This window comes from Ruminococcus sporogenes (assembly GCF_054655175.1).
Genome location: NZ_BAAHOA010000001.1, coordinates 663,013 through 684,426 on the forward strand (window position 1 = coordinate 663,013; position 21,414 = coordinate 684,426).

The window sequence follows — 21,414 nt, forward strand, 5'->3', positions numbered from 1 at the left end:
TTCAGTTCCTTTCAGCTATAAAATTGTCGATCAGCCTGGTTTTTCCGAAATAAACTGCCGCAGCTACAAGTACGTTGCCTTTTATTTCATTAACCGGCTCTATGCTGTCCGCGTTCACTGCTTTGACATAATCTATTTTAGCAAGCGGTTCCGTTTCAATTTGCGATTTTATAAACGAAATGATTTCAGAAACGTCTGTTTCGCCGTTCATTATCATGGAACGGCCTGCATTAAGCGCCTTAAATATTACTGTGGCAGCTTTTCGTTCTTCAGAATTAAGATAAGTATTTCTTGAGCTTTTAGCAAGTCCGTCCTCTTCTCTTACAATGGGACAACCTATAATTTCAATTCCAAAGCTGAGATCGCGGACCATACGTTTTATAACGGCGAGCTGCTGAGCGTCCTTCTGACCGAAATATGCCCTGTCGGGGGCGACTATGTTAAAAAGCTTGCTTACAACGGTGCAGACTCCTCTGAAATGTCCTGGGCGTCTGATTCCGCAAAGCTCATCTGTAGGACCGGTCATATCTACAAATGTAGAAAAATTGTTTTCATACATTTCAGAAACGTCCGGGGCAAAAATCAGATCTGCTCCTGATTTCCTGCATTTATCAGCGTCGCTTTCAAGATTTCTGGGATAATCCTCAAAATCCTCGTTGGGACCGAATTGTATCGGATTTACGAAAATGCTGACAACCGTTTTGTCATTTTCTAATGAACGGCTTATCAGACTCAGATGTCCTTCATGCAGATAACCCATTGTAGGAACCAGACCTATTTTATACCCCTTGCTTTTCCATTCTGATATTATTTCTCTGACTTCATTTATAGTTTTAACAATTTTCATAATATTAACATTCCTTCTCAAGCTGTTTAAAATCTATGTCGTCGGACATTTTGAAGCTGTTTTCATCAGACGGAAAAACGCCTGATTTTATATCGCTTATATATTTTTTAAAGGCGTCTTTCATAGCTTCGCCTATATTTCCGTACTTTTTTACAAACTTAGGAGTAAAATCCGAATACATTCCCAGCATGTCCTGATAGACCAATACCTGACCGTCGCAGCCGGTTCCCGCGCCTATGCCGATCGTTGGAATTTTTAGTATATCTGTAATATATTCTGCAAGCTTATCCGGCACGCATTCCATAACAACTGCGCATGCACCCGCCGATTCAACAGCCCTTGCGTCGCTGATAATTTTTTTGGCCGCTTCAATGTTTTTACCCTGTACCTTGAAACCGCCGAACATATTTACCGACTGGGGGGTCATTCCTATATGTGCCACAACAGGTATGGACGCTTCCGTAATCGCCTTGATATGATCAGAAAATTCCTTCCCGCCTTCAAGCTTTACCGCGTTGGCGCGGCCTTCCTTCATTAGTCTGCCTGCATTGAAAACAGCGTCGTAAACGCTTGTCTGATACGACATAAACGGCATATCGGCAACGACTACGGCGTTTTTGACTCCTCTGCTGACGGCGGCCGTATGATGTATCATATCTTCCATTGTAACCGAAATAGTATCCTCATATCCCAGCATAACCATTCCCAGCGAATCTCCGACCAGTATCATTTCAACGCCTGCTTCGTCAATCAGCCTTGCGGTGGAATAATCATAGGCAGTCAACATAGCGATGCGGTCGTGAACTGACTTTTGCTTCATAATTGTTGCAACCGTATTTTTCATATTATTTTCCTCCGTTAATTTACTTGCCCGCGGTGGATATACGCCTTGAAAGGTCGTATTCGCATGCGGTCATATATTTTATATTATACCACTCCTGCATATAAAATACAAGAAAATTCAGGATTTCATTATATATTAAACTAAATAGGCTTAATAGCTATTGTATGAACGAAAATCTTGTTTTCTTAAAGCTTTTATAGTATAATATAAGAAACGGAGGTAAACCTTATGAAAATAAAGGGCGTAATATTTGATATGGACGGGCTTATGCTGGATACCGAAAAGCTGTTGACACGTTTTTGGACTGAGGCGGCTGAAAAATTCGGTTATCAAATGAAGAAAGAGCATGTTCTCGGAATACGGAGCCTGGCGGCTGTTTTTGCAGAACCGAAGCTTAAAGGAATATTCGGGGATGGGTTTGACTATAAATCCATCAGAGCGGAGCGGATTCGTCTTATGAATGATTATATAGAGAAATTCGGCGTTGAAAAGAAAAAAGGTCTTGACGAGCTTCTCAATTACCTTAAAGGTAAATATAAAATTTCGGTCGCAACGGCAACCGATTATGAAAGAACGGAAATTTATTTGAAAAAAGCCGGGGTTTGGGGATTTTTTGATAAGGTAATATGCGGTCCGATGGTGGATAACGGTAAACCGGCGCCGGATATCTATCTTAAGGCGTGCAGAGAGCTTGAATTAAAGCCGGAAGAATGCGCTGCGCTGGAGGATTCGCCTAACGGTGTACTGTCTGCTTTTAGGGCAGGATGCCTTCCCATTATGATTCCGGATCTTTCCGAGCCCGATGAAAAAACAATCGAAATGCTTTATGCAAAGGCTTCTGATCTTAAAGAGGTAATAGAAATATTGAAGTCTAAGGAATAAATAATTATATGAAATTCATAATAAAGAATATACAAAAAAATGTTTTTTATGCAATTTGTATTAAAAGTACTTGAAATCTATTAACGGGTATGATATAATAAGAATACAAAAATAACCGGCGAGGCCGGCTAAGGAGGAATATATCGTGAAAGTAACTATTACAGCAAGAAAAATGCAGGTTCCGCAATCGTTTCCTGATTATGCGGATAAGAAACTTGATTCAAAACTCAGTAAATTTTTCGGAGAAGAGGCTGATGCAAAAATAACGATGACTGAACATAAGAACCAGATAATACTGGAGCTTACGGTTAAATATAATAATATGATATTCCGCGCGGAAAGAACGGCTGAGGATAAGAATGACGCTTTGGACAGCGCCATTGATAAAATAATACGCCAGATAAGAAAAAACAAGACCAGAATAGAAAAAAGCCTGAAGGATACAGCCTTTAAGGAATTATATGCGGATCAGGTGGACGAGCAGGTCGATTATGAAATTATAAAGCATAAAACCTTTGTAATGCGTCCCATGGACGTAGAGGAAGCCATTTTACAGATGAATATGCTTGGACATTCATTCTTTATGTTCTGCAATGCCCAGACAGGCGGGACGAACGTAGTTTATAAAAGAGCGGACGGAAATTACGCTGTTTTGGAGCCGACTACGGAATAAAGCAAACAATAAAGCCGCGAGAATCACTCGCGGCTTTATTTATCATTTATCTTTATTTTATTTTTTGTTATAATCAGGGCTATTATAAATATTATTGATATACCGAACAAGGAGCCGCAGAAATCTATCAGTATATCCAGTAGCCGACAGCTTCTTCCGGGAACAAAATATTGATGAATTTCATCGCTTACAGCATATGCCAAACAGATAAGCGATGAAAAGAGTATTCTTTTCTTTGCGTTTAATTTTTCATGAAAGCTTAAGGCGAAAAGGGCAAGCGTTCCAAGCACGGTATATACTGAAAAATGAGCAAGTTTTCTTACGGCAAACTGACATTTATCAATTAACGCCGTTTGATCTGTTTCATTAAGCAATTCAAAATCCGGATTTATTATACGAGCTAATATTGCGGCGGGAAGACTGCTTGTTTCTGATGAATTTTCTGAAGTCTGCGCAGAAAATAAAAATATCACCGCCATCCAGATAATTAACGGTATGTATGAAATTATTCTTTTGATTTTCATAATTTTATCCTTTCATAGGGTATTTTAACATTTAAAATTATTTTTGTCAATTTAAATTATTGAAATATTATGTTAAAAGTGATAGAATGTAATTATAAATAAAAGGGGAGGATTTAAATGAAGCTTTGCGCGGGACAATGCAGATACCTGATAACTCTTTATCAGTTAAGCAGAAAACGGCGTGTTGTACGATCTGTAGATATAGCAAATACGCTTTCGGTTACCAGGCCGAGCGTAAGCCGGATGCTGAAATGCATGGTCCGGCTTGAACTGATTAATCCAGATTATTCTTCAAGTGTTCAGCTCACAGATAAAGGAAAAGAAACTGCGGAAAGACTTTCAGAAAATTACCGCGACGTTTATGCATTTTTTTTCGATATTCTTAAGCTTGACGAAAATCAGGCCAATGATCAGAGCATACAGTTTCTGGCGTCGTTTCCTGAATATACCGTTGAAAAAATGGCGGCGGTTACGAGAAATACAATTAAAAAACGTAAAATGGCTGCGGAAAAATAAATTGATAATATGATTTTTTTGCTTTATTTTTTCCAAAAGTTATGATATAATGAAAAATATATTATTTTAGGCGTTTATTGAATTTATGAACGCCGTATGCAAATTCGGCGTGCCGTCTGCCGTAATCGGCGGCGCCGCATGGCTTATGCGGTTAAATGGAGAATATTATGAGAGCGGTAATAACTGTTATCGGTAAAGACAATGTAGGCATACTTGCTAAGGTCAGCAATATATGCTCCGAATATAATGCAAATGTTATGGATGTTACACAAAGCGTTTTGCAGGAAATGTTCGCTATGATAATGATGGTAGATATTTCTAAAATGAATACGGATTTTGTTGTCCTCGGCGATAAGCTCAATGAACTGGGCGAGCAGCTTGGACTTTCCATTCATACGATGCACGAGGACATATTTAATTCTATGCATCGTATTTAATATTGATATCATTATAAGGAGATTTTCAGATGCTTAACGCTTATGATATACTTGAAACCATAAGGATGATCCAGGACGAATGCCTGGATATAAGAACCATTACAATGGGAATTTCGCTTCTTGACTGTATAGACAGCGATATTGACAGCGCTTGCGCAAAGGTGTATGAAAAAATAACGTCTAAGGCGCGCGAACTTGTAAAAACCGGAGAAAGAATTGAAAAGGAATACGGAATTCCTATAATACACAAAAGAATTTCTGTTACGCCTATCGCTATAGTTTCTGCTGCATGCAGAGAAAAAAATCCCGTAAAATTTGCTCTGACTCTTCAGAAGGCGGCCGACGAGTGCGGCGTTAATTTTATAGGCGGTTATTCAGCGCTTGTCCAGAAGGGCTTTAGCGCCGGAGATAAGGAGCTTATAAATTCAATTCCTGAGGCGCTGTCTCTTACGTCTAATATATGCTCTTCAATTAACGTAGGTTCGAGTAAATCGGGAATAAATATGGACGCCGTGGCTATGATGGGAAAAATTATTAAAAAATCGGCTGAAATAACCGCGGACAAACAATGCATAGGACCTGCAAAGCTTGTTGTATTCTGTAATGCACCGGAGGATAATCCGTTTATGGCCGGAGCGTTTCACGGAACCGGTGAACCGGACTGCGTTATAAACGTGGGAGTTTCCGGCCCTGGAGTGGTTCGCTCGGCCATCACAAAATATCCCGACGCGTCAATCAACGAAATTGCCGACATAATAAAGAAAACCGCTTTCAAGATAACAAGAATGGGACAGCTTGTAGGCTCGAAAGCGTCTGAAATTCTTGGTGTTCCCTTCGGTATTGTAGACTTGTCTCTTGCTCCGACTCCTGCTGTCGGAGACAGCGTCGCTCATATTCTTGAGGAAATCGGACTGGAATCGTGCGGTACTCACGGAACGACCGCCGCTCTGGCGTTGCTTAACGACGCTGTTAAAAAGGGAGGAGTTATGGCGTCGTCAAACGTGGGAGGACTTTCCGGCGCGTTTATACCGGTGTCCGAGGACGCAGGAATGATAGACGCTGTAAACTGCGGAGCGCTGGGACTTGAAAAGCTTGAGGCAATGACGGCGGTTTGCTCGGTAGGGCTTGATATGATAGTGGTACCGGGAGATATTACTCCGGAAACCATTTCGGCAATTATTGCGGACGAGGCTGCTATCGGTATGGTGAACAATAAAACTACCGCTGTCAGACTTATCCCTGCGATTGGCAGAAGCGTCGGTGAAACCCTTGAATTCGGAGGGCTGCTGGGAAGCGGTCCCGTTATGAAAGTAAATACTAGATCTCCCGCCAAGTTTATTTCAAGAGGCGGCAGAATACCCGCGCCTATGCATAGTATAAAAAACTAAAGCAGGAAGGGCTGGAAGTTTCTATGGAAAGCTTAGTAAATAAAATTATTGAAATAGACCGTATGGCAGACGGCAGAATAAACGACGCTAAAAAGCAAAGCGAAGATATTCTTAAAAGCGCTGAGGAAAAGTGCAAGAAAATCCGCGAAGATATTACAGCGGCGGCTGAAAAAAGGATTGCAGAGATTGAATCCATAAATAAATCGGATTATGAATCCAAAATATCGGTTTTAAATAAAAAAATAAATTTGGAAAAAGAAAGAATGGATAGCTTTTTCGAAAATCACCATACTGAAATTGAAAAAAGCATATTTTCTGAAATAGTAGGTGAACAAATTGAAATCCGCTGAAAACGCTACGGTTGCAAAGGCGAGGGCAATATATGGAAAAAGACTCAGGGAAAGCGATTATTTCGAGCTTGCGTCAAGAAAAAAGGTAACAGAGGCGGCTGAATATCTTAAAAAGAACACTCATTTTTCCGAGGCCTTATCATCAATAGATACCTCTGCCATTCACCGAGGCTTTCTTGAATCTATATTGCATAAGTCGTATTATGATATGTATGAGGAACTTTGCAGATTTCAGCATTTAAATGAAAAGCCGTTTTTTAATTTCCTTCTTGTGCGTTCTGAGATACGCGAGCTTCTTAAAGCTTTGCTTTATCTTAATAATGAAAGCAACGACGTTTATATAGAGTCTATGCATGCGTATCTTATTGAAAAATCAAGCTTTGATCTTATGGAGCTTGCCAAAGCTTCGGATTTTAACGGCTTGCTTAAGGTTATCAGGCATACGCCCTATTACGATATTTTAAAAAGCATTAATACGGATAGTCGCGGGCATATTCCTTATACGGAATGCGAAGTTAGATTAAGAACATATTATCTCAGATGGCTTATTGAAAAAGCGTCAGAATGTGTTCACGGAAAATCAAAAAAAGCTTTGCTTGATCAGATTAATGTACAGACTGACGTAATAAATCTCATAAACGCTTATCGGATGAAAAAATATTTTTATGCAGATGCTCAAACCTTGAAAAAATATATGCTTCCGTTTTACGGACGTCTTTCAAAGGAAAAACAGTTTGTCCTTTTTGAAACACAGTCTCCGGAGGATTATCTCAGAATGCTTGCCAGGACGTCTTACGGCAGAAAAATGGAAACGCTTACGGAAACAATGCCCAGCGAGCAATTTGAGAGGGAGCTTGTCAGGATAAGATGTACGCTGGCTAAACGATCGCTGATGTTTTCAGAAGACGCCGCGGTAAGTCTTTATTCACTTATGTATCTTTCAGAAGTAGAGCTTAATAATATTATTAATATAATTGAGGGCATAAGGTATAATAAAAGCGTATCATATATGGAAAATCTTATAGTTTTGCAATAGAACAGGAGGCGGTAGGGTGTCTATTGAAAAAATGGAATATGTCACCATAGTGGGACTTATGAAGGATCTTGACAGAACTATGGAAAAATGCGTTGAAAGCGGTTGCTTTCATATAGCAGACGCCGTTAAGGAATCCTCCGGAGAGGAGGGATTCAACCGTCCTGACGGTGAAAATCCGTATAAAGCTCTTTTGAAGCGGGTAATTTCGATTGAAACCGGTAGCGGCTTTATCTGGGAAAGGGCCGATTGGAACAGCGTTTCAATAATGACCGGAGAGGAACTTGAGAAAACTGTTTCCGACCTTGAAACTGAGTTTCATAGATTGTCTGATGAAATAAATACTTGCAGCGATGATATATCGCAAAGAAAACAGGCGCTTACTCAATTAAAGCATTTAAGGGGAATGAAAATAGATTTTCGAAGGCTTTTTGAATGTACTCATATAAATGTCAGATTTGGAAGGCTGCCATGCGACAGCGCCGCTAAGCTATCCTATTACGATGACAGAAACTTTATTTTTATACCGTACGATGACGACGGCAGCTATCAGTGGGGATTCTATTTTGCTCCTGTTGATAGTATTGCTGAAGCTGATAATATTTTTAAGACGCTTTATTTTGAAATTATAAAGGTGCCTGAATTTTTAAAGGATACTCCCGAAAGGGAGGAAGAAATATTAAGGAGTAATTTAAATGATCTTGAAATAAGACTTTCTGAGCTTAATAAAAAGCGTGATAGTCTTATTGATGAAAACGGCGATTTGCTGAACGGAATTTTCAGCTTTTTAAAATATCATTACGATATTTTTGAAATGCGTAAATATGTTTCGGTTTATAAAGATAAGTTTTATATGGTTGGCTTTGTGCCTAAAGCCGGACTTTTAAGCTTTAAAAAGCATTTTGAATCTATGGACAGGGTTTCTGTGATAACCAAAAATGCAGGTGCGGACAGTCTTTTGAAGCCGCCGGTAAAGCTTAAAAACAACAAATTTTCCGGACCGTTTTCCATGTTCGTTGAAATGTACGGGCTTCCTTCATATAATGGGTTTAACCCTACTATGCTTGTGGCGGTGACATATACTCTTCTTTTCGGTATAATGTTCGGAGATTTAGGGCAAGGACTTTTATTATCCTTTTTGGGATTGATAATTTATAAAAAAAGCGGAAACAGACTCGGTGCGATTTTACAAAGAATAGGCTTGTCAAGCGCCTTTTTCGGACTTATTTACGGTTCGGTATTCGGCTTTGAAAATGCCCTGAATCCTTTATATAAAAAGCTTGGATTTGAGCATAAGCCCTTGGAAATAATGGAAAATACCATGGGAGTTTTAATAGGCGCGATTTTAATAGGAGTCGCAATTATATTTGTTTCAATAATTATTAATATATTTATAGGCTTTAAGCACAGGGATTATGTCAATGCGGTATTTGGAAACAACGGAATTGCGGGATTTGTTTTTTTCGGGGCTGTGCTTGTTGGTCTTGGATTTATGCTTACGGGCAGGGGAAATATTTTTACTGCTCCTTATGTAATTGTTCTTATTATTATACCGGTTATCGTTATGTTTTTCAGAGAGCCTCTCGGCTGTCTTGTCAAAGGGGAAAGGTTCAAGCTTGAAAGCGGCTTAGGCGATTTCCTTGCTTCCAATTTTTTTGAGGTTTTCGAATTTATGCTGGGATACGCTACCAATACCCTTTCATTTGTGAGAATAGGAGGATTTGTATTTTCACATGCAGGAATGATGTCGGTGGTAATGATATTATCGGAAATGGTATCAACCGACGCGTCGCCTGTCGTTATTATTATAGGTAATCTTTTTGTTATGGGAATGGAAGGTCTTATTGTCGGAATTCAGGTTTTAAGGCTTGAATTTTATGAAATTTTCTCAAGATTTTACGAAGGAAACGGTCATCCCTTTGAGCCTCTTAAAATTAATTATGATACAAATATAGAATAATAAGGAGTTATTTTTTATGAATATTCTGGAATTAATGCTATTGCCTTTATTTGCGGTCGTTTTGCTTATTCTGCCGGTTGTTTATGCGTTGAAAAAGAAAAAAAGCAACGGCGCGGCTAAAACCGCATTTATAGTTAATTTATGTTCTTTTTTTGCAGTACTTGCATTGGCGGCAATATTTCCAATCGGAGGACTTGTCAGCGCTGAAGCTTCAGAAACAATAAAATCAGCCTTTAGCGGAGCGGGACTCGGATATCTTGCTGCTTCTCTGTCTGTTGGTCTGGGCTCAATAGGATGCGGAATAGCTGTAGGCGCTGCCGCTCCTGCTGCAATAGGAGCCGTTGCGGAGGAACCTAAGTCGTTTTCAAAGGCGCTTATTTTTGTAGCGCTTGGAGAAGGCGTAGCTTTATATGGCTTTCTTATTTCGTTTATGATATTGAATAAGCTTTAAAAGCGAGTGATAAAATATGAAGTTTTATTTGATCAGCGATAATATTGACACTCAGATGGGGATGCGTCTGGCAGGCATAGACGGTGTTGTGGTACACGAGCCTGACGAGGTAAAGAGAGAGCTCGAAAAAGCATTGGTTGATAAAGAGATTGCCGTAATACTTATGACTGAAAAGCTGGTTAGGCTATGCAGCGAACTTGTTTACGATATAAAGCTTAACAGAAAATCTCCTCTTATTGTTGAGATACCGGACCGACACGCAACTTCTCAGATAACCGACGCAATAAACAGATATGTAAGCGACGCTATCGGTTTGAAAATGTAACTTACGGAGGTTGGAAAAATGGACGATATGCAGGCACATAAGCTGGATAAGTTTACCAGATCGGTTAATATGGAGGTCGGGGAACATATAAACAAAATTGTTGAAGCGGCAAAGGATCAGAGTGAAAAACGTCTTAAAAGGGCTGAGGATAAAGCGCTTGAGGAGGCGTTTAACAGAATCCAGAAATCCGTAAGGGAGATTGAATCGAAATACCGCAGAATGCTTGCATTGGCGGAACAAAAATGCAGAATGGACGCTCTGCGTCACAGGGAAGAGCTTTCAAAAGCTATATTTGATGATGTAGAAAGGGAGCTTATGCTTTTTACTGAATCGGATAAATATGAAGAATATCTTATAAGACTTGTTTCTGCAGAGAAGCTTTCTGAGGACGCGGTTATATTTTTATCTCAAAATGATCAGAGATATGCAGAAAATTTAAGGAAAGTCTCCGGACGCGAAGTAAGGATAGACCAAGGTATAAAATTAGGCGGACTTTCAATTACCGATTCTGTTCAAGGCTTTATAATAGATAAAACCTTAGACGGTTCTCTTGAGGATCAGAAAAAAAGTTTCAGCAGCAAGTATAGCTTCAAATATGAAGGCTGAAAAGAGGAGAAACTGATTTGAATAAAATATATTCCATTAACGGACCGGTTGTAAAGGTCAGGAATACTAATGAATTCTCCATGCTCGAAATGGTTTATGTAGGAAATAAGCGGCTTATAGGAGAGGTCATTAGTATAGATGATGAATTTACTACTATACAGGTTTATGAGGTTACTACGGGTATGAAAATCGGAGAACCCGTTTATACAACCGGAGCTCCGATGTGCGCTGTATTGGGACCAGGTATTATTTCAAACATATTTGACGGCATAGAGCGGCCGCTTATGGAAATAAAAAGGCTTTCAGGAGCGTTCATAAATGAAGGCGCAGACGTTTCGCCAATTGATACAAATAGATTTTACGACGTTACTATTGAAGCTAAAATGGGCGATATGATAAGCGGCGGAATGATTTACGCCTCTTGTCCCGAAACTCCCTTGATAAGGCATTACTGTATGCTTTCTCCGCTCCTTTCCGGAAAGGTTGTCTGGACGGCTGAAAACGGCAGATACAGAGTAAACGATATAATATGCAGAATAAAGGATTCAGACGGAAATATCCATGAACTGACATTATGCCAGAAATGGCCCATACGGCAGCCGAGACCTGTCTCTGAAAGACTTATGATTTCTCGTCCGCTTATAACGGGGCAAAGGATAATAGATACTGTTTTGCCGATAGCAAAGGGCGGAACTGCGGCTATACCCGGCGGATTCGGCACCGGTAAAACAATGACACAGCATCAGCTTGCAAAATGGTGCGACGCCGATATTATCGTGTATATAGGCTGCGGAGAGCGCGGAAACGAAATGACTCAGGTGCTTGAAGAATTTTCAGGACTTATCGATCCGAAAACTAATCGTCCGCTGACAGACAGAACGGTGTTGATTGCTAACACGTCAAATATGCCTGTGGCCGCGAGAGAGGCCTCTATTTATACCGGTATTACGCTTGCGGAATATTACAGGGACATGGGGTATCATATTGCCATTATGGCGGACTCAACGTCAAGATGGGCGGAGGCTCTGCGTGAGATTTCCGGACGTCTTGAGGAAATGCCTGCCGAGGAGGGCTTTCCCGCTTATCTTCCGTCAAGGCTGGCGGAATTTTATGAAAGAGCCGGTTATACTGAAACCCTTTGCGGAAAGGAAGGTTCTGTTACAATTATAGGCGCTGTTTCACCTCAGGGATCTGATTTTTCCGAACCTGTGACTCAAAACACCAAGCGTTTTGTAAGGTGCTTCTGGGCGCTGGATAAATCTCTTGCCTATGCGAGACATTATCCGGCTATAAATTGGACTACAAGCTACAGCGAATATGTGGACGATCTTACGCCGTTTTATGAAAAAGAGGCGGGAGAAAGGTTTATGGAATACCGTCAGGAGATTTCAAATATTTTAGTTGAGGAAAATCAGCTTATGGAAATTGTTAAGCTTATAGGAGCTGACGTTTTGCCTGACGAACAAAAGCTTATAATAGAGCTTGCAAGAGTTATCAGAGTCGGATTTTTGCAGCAGAATGCGTATCATAAGGACGATACTTATGTTCCGCTTTCCAAACAGCTTCTTATGATGGAAACCATACTTTTTCTTTATCACAAAGCTCAGTCGGCTCTAAAGGAACAGATTTCGATGAATGATATTATGGCTACCGGATTGTTTGAAAAGGTCATAAAGGTTAAATATGATATTCCTAATGATAAGCCGGAAATGTTCGGTGAATATAATACGGAAATAGCGGACGTATTTACAGAGCTTATAAGGAATGCAAAGGAAGGCGGAGCCGTATGAATATACAGTATATTGGTCTGAAAAAGATTGACGGTCCGCTTATTGTTCTTGATCACGTAAAGGACATAGGCTTTGAAGAGGTTGCGGAACTGCGTTTGAGCGACGGGACTGAAAGATTGGGCAGGGTAGTACAAATTTACGGAGATAAAGCTGTTTTACAGGTTTTTGAAGGTACAAAAGGACTATCACTTACAAATACGAAAACAAGATTTACAGGCAGGCCTATGGAGCTTGCATTATCTGAGGAAATGCTTGGAAGAACGTTCAGCGGATCAGGAAGGCCTATAGACGGATTGGGGGATATTTATCCGGAAAAATTTCAGGATATAAACGGAAAGCCGCTTAACCCCGTTTCAAGAACGTATCCGAGAAATTATATAAGAACAGGTATATCGTCTATAGACTGTCTTATGACGCTTATCAGAGGGCAAAAGCTTCCAATATTTTCAGGATCTGGCATGTCTCATAATAAGCTTGCGGTACAGATCGTTAAACAGGCTAAAATTGCCGATGAAAGCGGACAGGATTTTGCCGTAGTATTCGGAGCAATGGGTGTAAAAAATGACGTTGCTGATTATTTTAAAAAATCCTTTGCTGAAAACGGAGTTCAGCAAAAGGTTGTTATGTTTATGAATCTTGCGAACGATCCTATAATTGAAAGAATACTGACGCCAAGATGTGCTTTGACTGCCGCTGAATATCTTGCATTTGAGAAAAATATGCATATATTGGTGATTCTTACTGATATGACCTCTTACTGCGAGGCTCTTCGGGAATTTTCCTCGTCAAAGGGTGAGATACCCGGAAGGAAGGGTTATCCTGGTTACCTTTATTCTGATCTTGCTTCCCTTTATGAACGTGCGGGCGTTATCGAGGGATCCTCGGGAAGTGTAACGCAGATTCCGATTCTTACTATGCCTAACGATGATATAACTCACCCTATTCCGGATCTTACGGGCTATATAACTGAAGGGCAGATTGTTCTTGACCGAAGTCTTGATCAAACAGGTATTTACCCTTCTGTTTCAGTTCTCCCTTCGCTTTCAAGGCTTATGAAAGACGGTATCGGGGAGGGATATACAAGAGAAGATCATTCGGTCGCTGCTAACCAGCTTTTTGCCGCTTATGCAAAGGTGCAGGACGCAAGGTCGCTTGCTTCCGTTATAGGAGAGGAAGAGCTTTCGGATACCGACAGAAAATATATTAGGTTCGGAGATGCCTTTGAAAAGTACTTTCTTACTCAGGGCTTCAATGAGGAGCGTACTATTGAGGAAACTCTTGATTTAGGCTGGAGACTTCTTTCGCTCTTACCCAAAAGTGAACTGGATAGAGTTGACGATCAGCTTTTGAAGGAGCATTATAAGCCTGAAACAGCGGTTGAGCTGCGTTAATTTTTGCTGAAGAGGCGTGTAAATGTATTTTTTTAGTTTTTTAATATATAAATGCATTTATTCGTTTTGCATTATTGGAATACAGAGGTGTTTATTCATGGCAGAACAGGTTTTTCCTACTAAAGGAAATTTAATAAAAGCAAAAAAAACGCTTGCCCTTTGTAATCTCGGATACGAGCTTATGGATAGAAAACGCAATATTCTTATCAGAGAAATGATGACGCTCATGGACAAGGCAAAGTCTCTCCGGGATTCTATTGAGGATACGTATAAGGAGGCTTATGCGGCTTTGCAGGGAGCCAATATAACTCTTGGCGTTATTGAAAATATAGCAAGGAGCATACCTGTGGAAAACGGTATATCCGTTTCTTACAGAAGCGTTATGGGAGTTGATATACCGAAGCTTACGCTGAAACGTACAAAAACCGAAGTGCCTTACGGATTTTATTCAACTAATTCGCAGCTTGACCAGGCGTATGTTTCATTTTCAAAGGTAAAGGATATAACCGTTTTGCTTGCAGAGGTGGAAAACAGTATTTATCGTCTCGCTATTGCAATAAAAAAGGCTCAGAGACGAGCAAACGCTCTACAGAACGTACTTATTCCGAGATATGATAGCATGGTTAAGTATATAACGGATAGTCTGGAGGAAAAGGAACGAGAAGAATTTTCACGTCTTAAGGTTATTAAATCAAGAAAATCAAATTAATAAAACTGCGTTCTCATATCTATTATGAGAGCGCAGTTGATTTTTTACATCTTATCAATGTAATCGGTAATAAAATCCTCCAGACGATTGACGGAAACAGAGTTTTCAGCTATTTCCGACAACAATACCTGAGCCTTTTCATGATCTGTTAAAACATCGTTTACTGAAAAAATTTCGAATAAATCGGCGGCGCAAACTCCGTATGAATCGGCGGAAATATTTTCCGAATCAATATTTTGCTTATAAAGAAAATAGCAAATTAAATTATCGGAGCTTTTGGCTGTTTTTATAATTTCATATAACATTTTCATAATTACCTCCTTTGTAATCATGAGTACATTATAGCATATAATTCGACAAAATATCCGCACTGTTTTCGCAAATTTCGACAATATAAGTAATATTATTTACCTGATACTTGTAAGCTATTTTGGGAAATCGTCATAGATTTCAGCAGTTTTATTAATTTTTATTTTACCGAAGGTTATGTCAGTCAGTTTATTGCAGAAAGGTTTTTCAAGCTCGGACTTTACTCTTGCCGTAATTTTAACGCCGTCTGAAAAATCCAAATTTATTTGTTTGATTTCGTAATCAGAAAAAATATACGTAATTTTTCCGTAGAGATCATAGGATAGGGAAAGTATCAGTTCTGAGCACTTATACATTTTCAATACTTCGGCCGCTTCTATTGCAAGAGCTGTACTGTGGGAATACGCTCTGACCAGACCTCCGCCGCCAAGAAGAATTCCTCCGAAATATCTTGTTACAACGCAGCATACGTCTGTCAGATTGTTTTTGCGCAAAACTTCCAAAACAGGTATTCCCGCTGTTCCCTGAGGTTCTCCGTCGTCAGAATATCTTGAGATGTTTCCGTCGCGAAGGATATAAGCATAAACGTTATGTCTTGCTTTTCTATTGTTCTCTTTTATATGATTAATGAAATTTATTGCGTCTTCATTAGTTTCCGCCGGTGATATGTGACCTATAAATTCAGACCTCTTTTCAATATACGAGCTTTCGGCAGGTGATTTCACAGTTATATATTTCATTTGAAACTCCATTGAATTTTATATAAAAAAAGGACGACTTAAGGCCGTCCGATTTTATTACTTGTCCATATTGAAACGCTTTTTAAATCTGTCAACGCGTCCGCCTGTGTCAACAAGCTTCTGTTTGCCTGTATAGAACGGATGGCACTTAGAGCAGATTTCAACCTTGATATCCTGCTTGGTGGAACGTGTTTCTATAACATTTCCGCAATGGCAGGTAATAGTAGTTTTTTCAAACTTAGGATGGATTCCCTCTTTCATGATTGTCACCTCTTTCGTTTAACCAATTATGATTAACACAGCAGCCCATCAGTTACCTTAGACAGTAGTGCTATTGATAATTCACTAACGTTTATTATTATATCATAACAAGAAAAAAAAATCAAGGGTTTATATTATACTTTTTTCCTTGAAAGGTATTTCTGCGGACCATTTCCTTGTCTATGCCACCTATGACGGAAATTTTATCCCTGCTCCAGAGCGGAGCTATAAGATATTTTTTATCTCCGTCTCCTGTAATGCGCTCTACAACTGTTTCCGCAGGAAGAAGTTCAAGCTGGCTTATGACCGTTGAGATATATTCGCTTTTAGACATAACTTTTATATCGCCGTTTAAATACATTTTTTCTAAAGGCGTGTCCTTTAATATGTGCAGAAGCTGTATTTTAACGGCGTCCGGGTTTAAAACGGCAAGCTCTTCGGCGGTTTTAAGCATCATGTTCTCCGATTCTCCCGGCAGACCGTTTATTATATGCAGACATGTCCTGATACCTTGTTTTTTTAATTTTTTATATCCGTCTATAAATTCTTCATGGGAATAATTTGTGTTAATAAGCTTTAAGGTTTTATTGTGAACAGTTTGCATTCCAAGTTCTACGGTAAGCGACGTATGACGGTCTATGTATGAAAGCAGCTCCATTACTTCGTCGGAAAGGCAGTCTGCTCTGGTACCTATGGAAATTCCTGTAATTTCTGTGTTTTGGCAGATAGGAAGATAAATCTGTTTCAGTTTTTCAATATTGGCATAGGTGTTTGTGTTCGCCTGAAAGTAAGCTATTATACCGGAATCGGGAAATTTTTTCCGTATCCTTTTTATTTCAGAATCAAGCTGGAGGGAAACGGAAATTTCCGGAGCTCCGGTAAAATATCCGCTTCCGTCCCGGCAGAAAATACAGCCGCCGTTTCCCTTAACGCCGTCCTTATTCGGACATGTAAATCCGGCGTCGATAACGGCCTTTAATATTTTTCTCCCGAATTTATGCTTATTATAATACGATAAAGTGTGATAGCGTTTATTATCGTCGCTATATTTAAATTCCATTTTATTTTTCCTTTTATAAAAAATTAACCGACTACTATAAACTGACTGCTTGCATATCCAGTAACGCCGTTATAATGTACAACGTACCAGCCGTTGCCGACATCTCCGTATATGGTAAGTCTTGCCCCGTCCGGAATGGAGCCGATGATTTGTCCGCCGGTCGACGGGTAATCGCGTATATTAAGGTTTGAGCCGCCCGCCGCAACAATTCCGTTGAAAACCGGACCTGCTTTGACAAACGGTATTCCGAAATAATCGCAAAGCGACTGAACGAGGTTGGCGGCGATGGCTTCTAGATTGTTTTTCAACCATGTTACGTCCTCGACATTATCATGATAGCCAAGCTCGCATAAAACGGCAACAGCTCTTGTCTGCGTCACTTCTCCAAGGCTCGTAGTCGGCACGGCTCTTGTTTTGTCCGGCAGAGGATAAATGCTTTTAAGATTGTTTGCGATTATTGTAGCGAGACGTTCGCTGTCATAGCTTGAAGGGGAAAAGTAGATGTCGATACCTCTTAGCTTTCCGGCAAGTCTTTCCGGCGCCGCATTGGAATGAAGAGCCAGATGTACATCGAAATTTCCTGCATTTGAATCGGAAATTGCTCCTACAACATTCCTCGACGGATCATTTCTTACATAGGTTATTCCGCTTGATCGAAGATAAGGCTCCATTCTGTCAGCAAGCAGATTCATATATTCTTCTTCGTTTCCGCCGGTTACGTATTGATTCCATTCCTGAGTCGACGGACTTAAAAAGATTTTGGGCATATTGATCTCCTTTCACCGTTTTACGGTTAATAAAAACTTCTACATAACATTATATTATAAAAGGAGCTTATATGTTCATGATTAAAATAAAAACAGCAGGAGCGCTAAAGGCGTTCCTGCGTTTTATGACTATATTTCAACGGTGACTATGAATCCATCAACATTATTTCCCGAAGTGGAGTAGGATTTGTCTTTCGGAACAGGTATATCAGTATTTGCCGAAGGATCAGCGGGAACATAATATATCTCATATTTCTTTTCTCCGCCGGTTACCTTGATGTGTTCTCCGTCGCTTGTGTGATTTTTCAGCTCATCTATATATTCTTCAAGGCATAGGTTATTTTCTTTCATATAAATAGCATGAGGCACGCCTACATATCTAAACTGGTAGGTCTTAGAATCCATTTCGGTCTTGTCTTCCTTATCCTCCGGGTATCTTAATATAAAGCCGTAATTTGCACAGTTTTCAGCAATCCATGCGTAATCTCCGTCCGCCGTATAATAATAAGAGCTTTCGGAATCGGGGAATACGCCGAGATCAAAGCTCAGGCCTGTATGATATTCGGAAAATCCGCCTTTTATATCGGGATCGTTAAGACCGTCCTGATATTCCTTATTACGGTATCCGGAAATTACCATTATATCTGTATTGTTTGTTTTGCTGTAAAAAGCGTCCATCATCGAATTCAAAGCGGTAATTGTTTTTGACGCAAGGCTTATTTCGTAATCCTTGCACTGATAGCTATCTGAAATCATTGTATATATCGGAGTTATTCCGGCGTCCTCTTCTGAAGCAGGAAAAGAGTACTCATGCTGTTTGTTGACAAGAATAAGGTCTCCTGTGTAAATTTCGTTCGGCATCGCGCTTACAGTCGTATATGCGGAGTCAGTATCGTCAGGAGACGATTCTTCATTGCTGCCGGCTGTGCTTTCGCTGCTTTTATCTTCGCTTTTTTCCTCCTTGGATGAAGTCGGAACAATAGAGGAACTAACGTCGTCTTTGCTTTGACTGTCCTTGCCGCAGGATTTGCAGCAGGAAACTAAAAGAATGATCAGAACAACAAAAACTGCTGCAACCCCTGCTATTCTGTCATATCTTACTCTTGAACGTCTTCTTTTTTTATAGCTCATTATATTGTTATCTTTCCTTTCAATAATAAACTTCATACCATTTATAATAACACATTTTTATCTGAATGTAAACAGAAATATGTATAAATAGTTATTTATAGAAGGCATTTTAAATAATTTTGTATAAATGAAGCTTTTTCTGTCAATTAAAATTGTTGAATACAACTAATTTAAAATATGGCTATTGACAATTTTTAAAAAAGGGTGTATCATATAAATATAAATTATTCAGAAATCAATTGAAACAATGGCGTTTCAATGGCGGGAATACAAATTTTTCCGCTGTTGAAGCGCTTTTATTTTTAAGGAGGATTTTTATGTCAGAAGTTCAGACAGTAGCAGATTATTTCGGCTGTAATGTGTTCAGCGATTCGGTGATGAGAGCAAGACTTCCTAAAAATGCATATAAATCGGTTATGCAGACTAAAAAGATGGGAGTTCCTCTTGACGACGACGTGGCAAACATTGTTGCGAATGCAATGAAGGACTGGGCTGTTGAAAAGGGTGCGACTCATTATACTCATTGGTTTCAGCCTATGACAGGTATAACTGCCGAAAAGCACGACGCGTTCATAACGCCTACTGAAGACGGAAACGTTATCCTTGAATTTTCGGGCAAGGAGCTTGTAAAGGGTGAGCCTGACGCTTCTTCGTTCCCTTCCGGAGGGCTCAGAGCGACTTTTGAGGCGAGAGGATATACGGCTTGGGATCCTACGTCCAACGCGTTTGTAAAGGATAATACGTTATATATTCCTACCGCTTTCTGCTCCTATACCGGAGAAATTCTTGACAAGAAAACTCCTCTTCTGCGTTCTATGGAAGTCATCAACGAACAGGCTCTTAGAATCCTAAGATTATTCGGTAATACTACCGCAACAAGAGTTACTACAACTGTAGGTCCTGAACAGGAATATTTTCTTGTTGATAAAAAGTATTATGATCAGCGAAAGGATCTTATGCTAACGGGCAGAACTCTGTTCGGAGCAATGGCTCCAAAGGGACAGGAACTTGAGGATCATTATTTCGGCAATATAAAACAGCGCGTATCGGATTTTATGAAGGATCTTGACTGTGAGCTTTGGAAGCTTGGTATATATGCAAAAACCAAGCATAACGAGGTAGCGCCTGCACAGCACGAGCTTGCGCCGATATTTACAACTTCAAATATTGCGGCGGATCATAATCAGCTTACAATGGAGATTATGAAGAAGGTAGCGTTAAAGCACGGTCTGGTTTGCTTGCTCCATGAAAAGCCCTTTGCAGGAGTAAACGGCTCGGGAAAACATAATAACTGGTCTATTTCATCTAACGACGGTCAGAATCTTCTTGATCCGGGCGACACCCCAATGGAAAACATGCAGTTTTTGACGTTTCTCTGCGCTATTATAAAGGGTGTTGACGAATATGCTCCTCTTCTGAGAATTTCAGCCGCATCAGCTGGTAATGACCATAGGCTCGGCGCTAATGAGGCTCCTCCTGCTATTATTTCAGTATTTGTCGGCGGCGAGCTTCAGCGCGTCCTTGACGCTATTGAAAACGGAACGTCAGTGGAGCCTAACTCTGATAAGACTTTTGAAATAGGAGTCGACGCGCTTCCTAATTTCCCTAAGGATACTACCGACAGAAACAGAACGTCTCCTTATGCTTTTACAGGAAATAAATTTGAATTCAGAATGCTTGGCTCTGCGGATTCAATTTCATGTACAAACGTAATGATGAATACGATCTTTGCGCAGGTACTCAGTGAATTTGCAGATGAGCTTGAAAAGGCCGATGATTTTAAAGAGGCTTTGAAAAAGCTTCTCGTTAAAACGATAAGAGAGCATAAACGGGTTATTTTCAACGGAAACGGTTATTCAGACGAATGGATTGAAGAGGCTGCAAAAAGAGGTCTGCCCAACCTGGTATCAACAGTAGACGCACTTCCACACTACATTGATAATAAATATGTTTCTATGTTTGAAAAATTCAAGGTATATACAAGGGCTGAAATCGCTTCGCGAATGGATATACTTCTGGAAAATTATAGCAAGGTGATTAATATTGAGGCTCTGACAATGCTCGATATGGCTAAAAAATCTATTCTGCCGGCCGCTATTGAATATACAAAGGAAATGTGCGATACTGTGGCGTCAATGAAAGCTGTCGGTGTGGACGCTTCGCTTGAGGTTTCTATGGCCAATAAGCTTTCGGCTCTTACCGTTTCTCTGAGCAATGCTATTGAAACGCTTGATTCTAAAAGAATTGCGTCAAAGGATTATGAAGACGATGTTCTTAAAACCGCAAGATATTACAGAGATGAAATTTTTGCGGCTATGCAGAGCCTTCGTGCGGTAGCTGATGAGCTTGAAATGTGCGTACCGGAAAAATACTGGCCGTTTCCTACATATACGGATCTTCTTTTTACCGTTTGATAATGT

General features: G+C 40.0%; 24 protein-coding genes. 15 read left to right on the top strand and 9 right to left on the bottom strand.

What is annotated here, in order from left to right:
- Window position 1: 1 nt before the first annotated feature.
- Window positions 2-847, bottom strand: a complete 846-nt coding sequence (gene panC, locus ACYQ0N_RS03550) for a pantoate--beta-alanine ligase (protein ID WP_460161860.1) — start codon at window positions 845-847, stop codon at window positions 2-4.
- 4 nt (window positions 848-851) lie between these two features.
- Window positions 852-1,691, bottom strand: a complete 840-nt coding sequence (gene panB / locus ACYQ0N_RS03555) for a 3-methyl-2-oxobutanoate hydroxymethyltransferase (protein WP_177532130.1) — start codon at window positions 1,689-1,691, stop codon at window positions 852-854.
- A 228-nt stretch (window positions 1,692-1,919) separates the two neighbouring features.
- Here panB and ACYQ0N_RS03560 point away from each other — a divergent pair, with 228 nt between their 5' ends.
- On the top strand, window positions 1,920-2,573 hold the full coding sequence (locus ACYQ0N_RS03560; RefSeq protein WP_460161861.1) for an HAD family hydrolase: 654 nt from the start codon (window positions 1,920-1,922) through the stop codon (window positions 2,571-2,573).
- Window positions 2,574-2,718: 145 nt separating this feature from the next.
- Entirely contained in the window at window positions 2,719-3,246 is a 528-nt protein-coding gene (gene hpf / locus ACYQ0N_RS03565; protein WP_177532128.1) for a ribosome hibernation-promoting factor, HPF/YfiA family, read from the top strand.
- A gap of 35 nt (window positions 3,247-3,281) precedes the next feature.
- Here the strand turns inward: hpf and ACYQ0N_RS03570 are convergent, their stop codons facing one another.
- Window positions 3,282-3,770: a VanZ family protein gene (locus ACYQ0N_RS03570; RefSeq protein WP_460161862.1), complete on the bottom strand. Its 489-nt coding sequence runs from the start codon at window positions 3,768-3,770 to the stop codon at window positions 3,282-3,284.
- 117 nt (window positions 3,771-3,887) lie between these two features.
- Here ACYQ0N_RS03570 and ACYQ0N_RS03575 point away from each other — a divergent pair, with 117 nt between their 5' ends.
- The 12 genes from ACYQ0N_RS03575 (at window position 3,888) to ACYQ0N_RS03630 (ending at window position 14,726) form a co-directional block, all read left to right on the top strand.
- Complete coding sequence (locus tag ACYQ0N_RS03575; RefSeq protein ID WP_177532126.1) at window positions 3,888-4,286, top strand: metal-dependent transcriptional regulator; 399 nt, start codon at window positions 3,888-3,890, stop codon at window positions 4,284-4,286.
- A 167-nt stretch (window positions 4,287-4,453) separates the two neighbouring features.
- The gene (locus ACYQ0N_RS03580) at window positions 4,454-4,723 is read left to right on the top strand and encodes an ACT domain-containing protein (protein ID WP_177532125.1); all 270 of its coding nucleotides are present in this window, start codon (window positions 4,454-4,456) and stop codon (window positions 4,721-4,723) included.
- 29 nt (window positions 4,724-4,752) lie between these two features.
- A complete protein-coding gene (locus ACYQ0N_RS03585; RefSeq protein WP_460161863.1) occupies window positions 4,753-6,111 on the top strand; it encodes a PFL family protein in 1,359 nt (452 codons plus the stop codon).
- A gap of 23 nt (window positions 6,112-6,134) precedes the next feature.
- The gene (locus ACYQ0N_RS03590) at window positions 6,135-6,461 is read left to right on the top strand and encodes a hypothetical protein (protein WP_460161864.1); all 327 of its coding nucleotides are present in this window, start codon (window positions 6,135-6,137) and stop codon (window positions 6,459-6,461) included.
- Window positions 6,448-7,497 (top strand): V-type ATPase subunit, encoded by a 1,050-nt coding sequence (locus tag ACYQ0N_RS03595; protein ID WP_460161865.1) that lies wholly within the window; start codon window positions 6,448-6,450, stop codon window positions 7,495-7,497. The genes ACYQ0N_RS03590 and ACYQ0N_RS03595 overlap by 14 nt, the downstream gene beginning before the upstream one ends.
- Before the next feature lie 16 nt (window positions 7,498-7,513).
- Window positions 7,514-9,454: a V-type ATP synthase subunit I gene (locus ACYQ0N_RS03600; RefSeq protein WP_460161866.1), complete on the top strand. Its 1,941-nt coding sequence runs from the start codon at window positions 7,514-7,516 to the stop codon at window positions 9,452-9,454.
- A 16-nt stretch (window positions 9,455-9,470) separates the two neighbouring features.
- Window positions 9,471-9,905 carry an ATP synthase subunit C gene (locus ACYQ0N_RS03605; protein WP_177532120.1) on the top strand — a complete coding sequence of 145 codons (435 nt, stop codon included), beginning with the start codon at window positions 9,471-9,473 and terminating at the stop codon, window positions 9,903-9,905.
- Window positions 9,906-9,921: 16 nt separating this feature from the next.
- Entirely contained in the window at window positions 9,922-10,230 is a 309-nt protein-coding gene (locus tag ACYQ0N_RS03610; protein WP_177532119.1) for a V-type ATP synthase subunit F, read from the top strand.
- Between the two features lie 18 nt (window positions 10,231-10,248).
- The gene (locus ACYQ0N_RS03615; RefSeq protein WP_460161867.1) at window positions 10,249-10,836 is read left to right on the top strand and encodes a V-type ATP synthase subunit E; all 588 of its coding nucleotides are present in this window, start codon (window positions 10,249-10,251) and stop codon (window positions 10,834-10,836) included.
- A 17-nt stretch (window positions 10,837-10,853) separates the two neighbouring features.
- A complete protein-coding gene (locus ACYQ0N_RS03620) occupies window positions 10,854-12,626 on the top strand; it encodes a V-type ATP synthase subunit A (RefSeq protein ID WP_460161868.1) in 1,773 nt (590 codons plus the stop codon).
- Window positions 12,623-14,017 (top strand): V-type ATP synthase subunit B, encoded by a 1,395-nt coding sequence (locus ACYQ0N_RS03625; protein ID WP_460161869.1) that lies wholly within the window; start codon window positions 12,623-12,625, stop codon window positions 14,015-14,017. The genes ACYQ0N_RS03620 and ACYQ0N_RS03625 overlap by 4 nt, the downstream gene beginning before the upstream one ends.
- A 97-nt stretch (window positions 14,018-14,114) precedes the next feature.
- Complete coding sequence (locus ACYQ0N_RS03630; protein ID WP_177532115.1) at window positions 14,115-14,726, top strand: V-type ATP synthase subunit D; 612 nt, start codon at window positions 14,115-14,117, stop codon at window positions 14,724-14,726.
- A 44-nt stretch (window positions 14,727-14,770) separates the two neighbouring features.
- On the opposite strand, the gene ACYQ0N_RS03635 is transcribed toward ACYQ0N_RS03630, so the two are convergent.
- From ACYQ0N_RS03635 to ACYQ0N_RS03660, 6 genes are all read right to left on the bottom strand, one after another.
- Window positions 14,771-15,037 carry a DUF6514 family protein gene (locus ACYQ0N_RS03635; RefSeq protein ID WP_177532114.1) on the bottom strand — a complete coding sequence of 89 codons (267 nt, stop codon included), beginning with the start codon at window positions 15,035-15,037 and terminating at the stop codon, window positions 14,771-14,773.
- 114 nt (window positions 15,038-15,151) lie between these two features.
- Window positions 15,152-15,775 carry a YigZ family protein gene (locus ACYQ0N_RS03640; RefSeq protein ID WP_460161870.1) on the bottom strand — a complete coding sequence of 208 codons (624 nt, stop codon included), beginning with the start codon at window positions 15,773-15,775 and terminating at the stop codon, window positions 15,152-15,154.
- A gap of 57 nt (window positions 15,776-15,832) precedes the next feature.
- Window positions 15,833-16,036, bottom strand: a complete 204-nt coding sequence (gene rpmE, locus ACYQ0N_RS03645) for a 50S ribosomal protein L31 (RefSeq protein ID WP_177532112.1) — start codon at window positions 16,034-16,036, stop codon at window positions 15,833-15,835.
- A 121-nt stretch (window positions 16,037-16,157) separates the two neighbouring features.
- Window positions 16,158-17,096 (bottom strand): tRNA modification radical SAM protein MnmL/YtqA, encoded by a 939-nt coding sequence (gene mnmL, locus ACYQ0N_RS03650; RefSeq protein WP_460161871.1) that lies wholly within the window; start codon window positions 17,094-17,096, stop codon window positions 16,158-16,160.
- A 23-nt stretch (window positions 17,097-17,119) separates the two neighbouring features.
- Window positions 17,120-17,863 (bottom strand): SH3 domain-containing protein, encoded by a 744-nt coding sequence (locus ACYQ0N_RS03655; RefSeq protein WP_460161872.1) that lies wholly within the window; start codon window positions 17,861-17,863, stop codon window positions 17,120-17,122.
- Between the two features lie 129 nt (window positions 17,864-17,992).
- Window positions 17,993-18,994: a D-alanyl-D-alanine carboxypeptidase family protein gene (locus ACYQ0N_RS03660; protein ID WP_177532109.1), complete on the bottom strand. Its 1,002-nt coding sequence runs from the start codon at window positions 18,992-18,994 to the stop codon at window positions 17,993-17,995.
- A gap of 317 nt (window positions 18,995-19,311) precedes the next feature.
- Between ACYQ0N_RS03660 and ACYQ0N_RS03665 the strand changes: the two genes are divergently transcribed.
- Window positions 19,312-21,408, top strand: a complete 2,097-nt coding sequence (locus ACYQ0N_RS03665) for a glutamine synthetase III family protein (RefSeq protein WP_460161873.1) — start codon at window positions 19,312-19,314, stop codon at window positions 21,406-21,408.
- The last annotated feature ends 6 nt before the right edge of the window (window positions 21,409-21,414 follow it).

Coding starts and splice junctions, on each gene's coding strand:
- panC (WP_460161860.1), bottom strand. CDS start 847: ATGAAAATTGTTAAAACTATAAATGAAGTCAGAGAAATAATATCAGAA.
- panB (WP_177532130.1), bottom strand. CDS start 1,691: ATGAAAAATACGGTTGCAACAATTATGAAGCAAAAGTCAGTTCACGAC.
- ACYQ0N_RS03560 (WP_460161861.1), top strand. CDS start 1,920: ATGAAAATAAAGGGCGTAATATTTGATATGGACGGGCTTATGCTGGAT.
- ACYQ0N_RS03570 (WP_460161862.1), bottom strand. CDS start 3,770: ATGAAAATCAAAAGAATAATTTCATACATACCGTTAATTATCTGGATG.
- ACYQ0N_RS03575 (WP_177532126.1), top strand. CDS start 3,888: ATGAAGCTTTGCGCGGGACAATGCAGATACCTGATAACTCTTTATCAG.
- ACYQ0N_RS03580 (WP_177532125.1), top strand. CDS start 4,454: ATGAGAGCGGTAATAACTGTTATCGGTAAAGACAATGTAGGCATACTT.
- ACYQ0N_RS03585 (WP_460161863.1), top strand. CDS start 4,753: ATGCTTAACGCTTATGATATACTTGAAACCATAAGGATGATCCAGGAC.
- ACYQ0N_RS03590 (WP_460161864.1), top strand. CDS start 6,135: ATGGAAAGCTTAGTAAATAAAATTATTGAAATAGACCGTATGGCAGAC.
- ACYQ0N_RS03605 (WP_177532120.1), top strand. CDS start 9,471: ATGAATATTCTGGAATTAATGCTATTGCCTTTATTTGCGGTCGTTTTG.
- ACYQ0N_RS03610 (WP_177532119.1), top strand. CDS start 9,922: ATGAAGTTTTATTTGATCAGCGATAATATTGACACTCAGATGGGGATG.
- ACYQ0N_RS03615 (WP_460161867.1), top strand. CDS start 10,249: ATGGACGATATGCAGGCACATAAGCTGGATAAGTTTACCAGATCGGTT.
- ACYQ0N_RS03625 (WP_460161869.1), top strand. CDS start 12,623: ATGAATATACAGTATATTGGTCTGAAAAAGATTGACGGTCCGCTTATT.
- ACYQ0N_RS03630 (WP_177532115.1), top strand. CDS start 14,115: ATGGCAGAACAGGTTTTTCCTACTAAAGGAAATTTAATAAAAGCAAAA.
- ACYQ0N_RS03635 (WP_177532114.1), bottom strand. CDS start 15,037: ATGAAAATGTTATATGAAATTATAAAAACAGCCAAAAGCTCCGATAAT.
- ACYQ0N_RS03640 (WP_460161870.1), bottom strand. CDS start 15,775: ATGAAATATATAACTGTGAAATCACCTGCCGAAAGCTCGTATATTGAA.
- rpmE (WP_177532112.1), bottom strand. CDS start 16,036: ATGAAAGAGGGAATCCATCCTAAGTTTGAAAAAACTACTATTACCTGC.
- mnmL (WP_460161871.1), bottom strand. CDS start 17,096: ATGGAATTTAAATATAGCGACGATAATAAACGCTATCACACTTTATCG.
- ACYQ0N_RS03655 (WP_460161872.1), bottom strand. CDS start 17,863: ATGCCCAAAATCTTTTTAAGTCCGTCGACTCAGGAATGGAATCAATAC.
- ACYQ0N_RS03660 (WP_177532109.1), bottom strand. CDS start 18,994: ATGAGCTATAAAAAAAGAAGACGTTCAAGAGTAAGATATGACAGAATA.
- ACYQ0N_RS03665 (WP_460161873.1), top strand. CDS start 19,312: ATGTCAGAAGTTCAGACAGTAGCAGATTATTTCGGCTGTAATGTGTTC.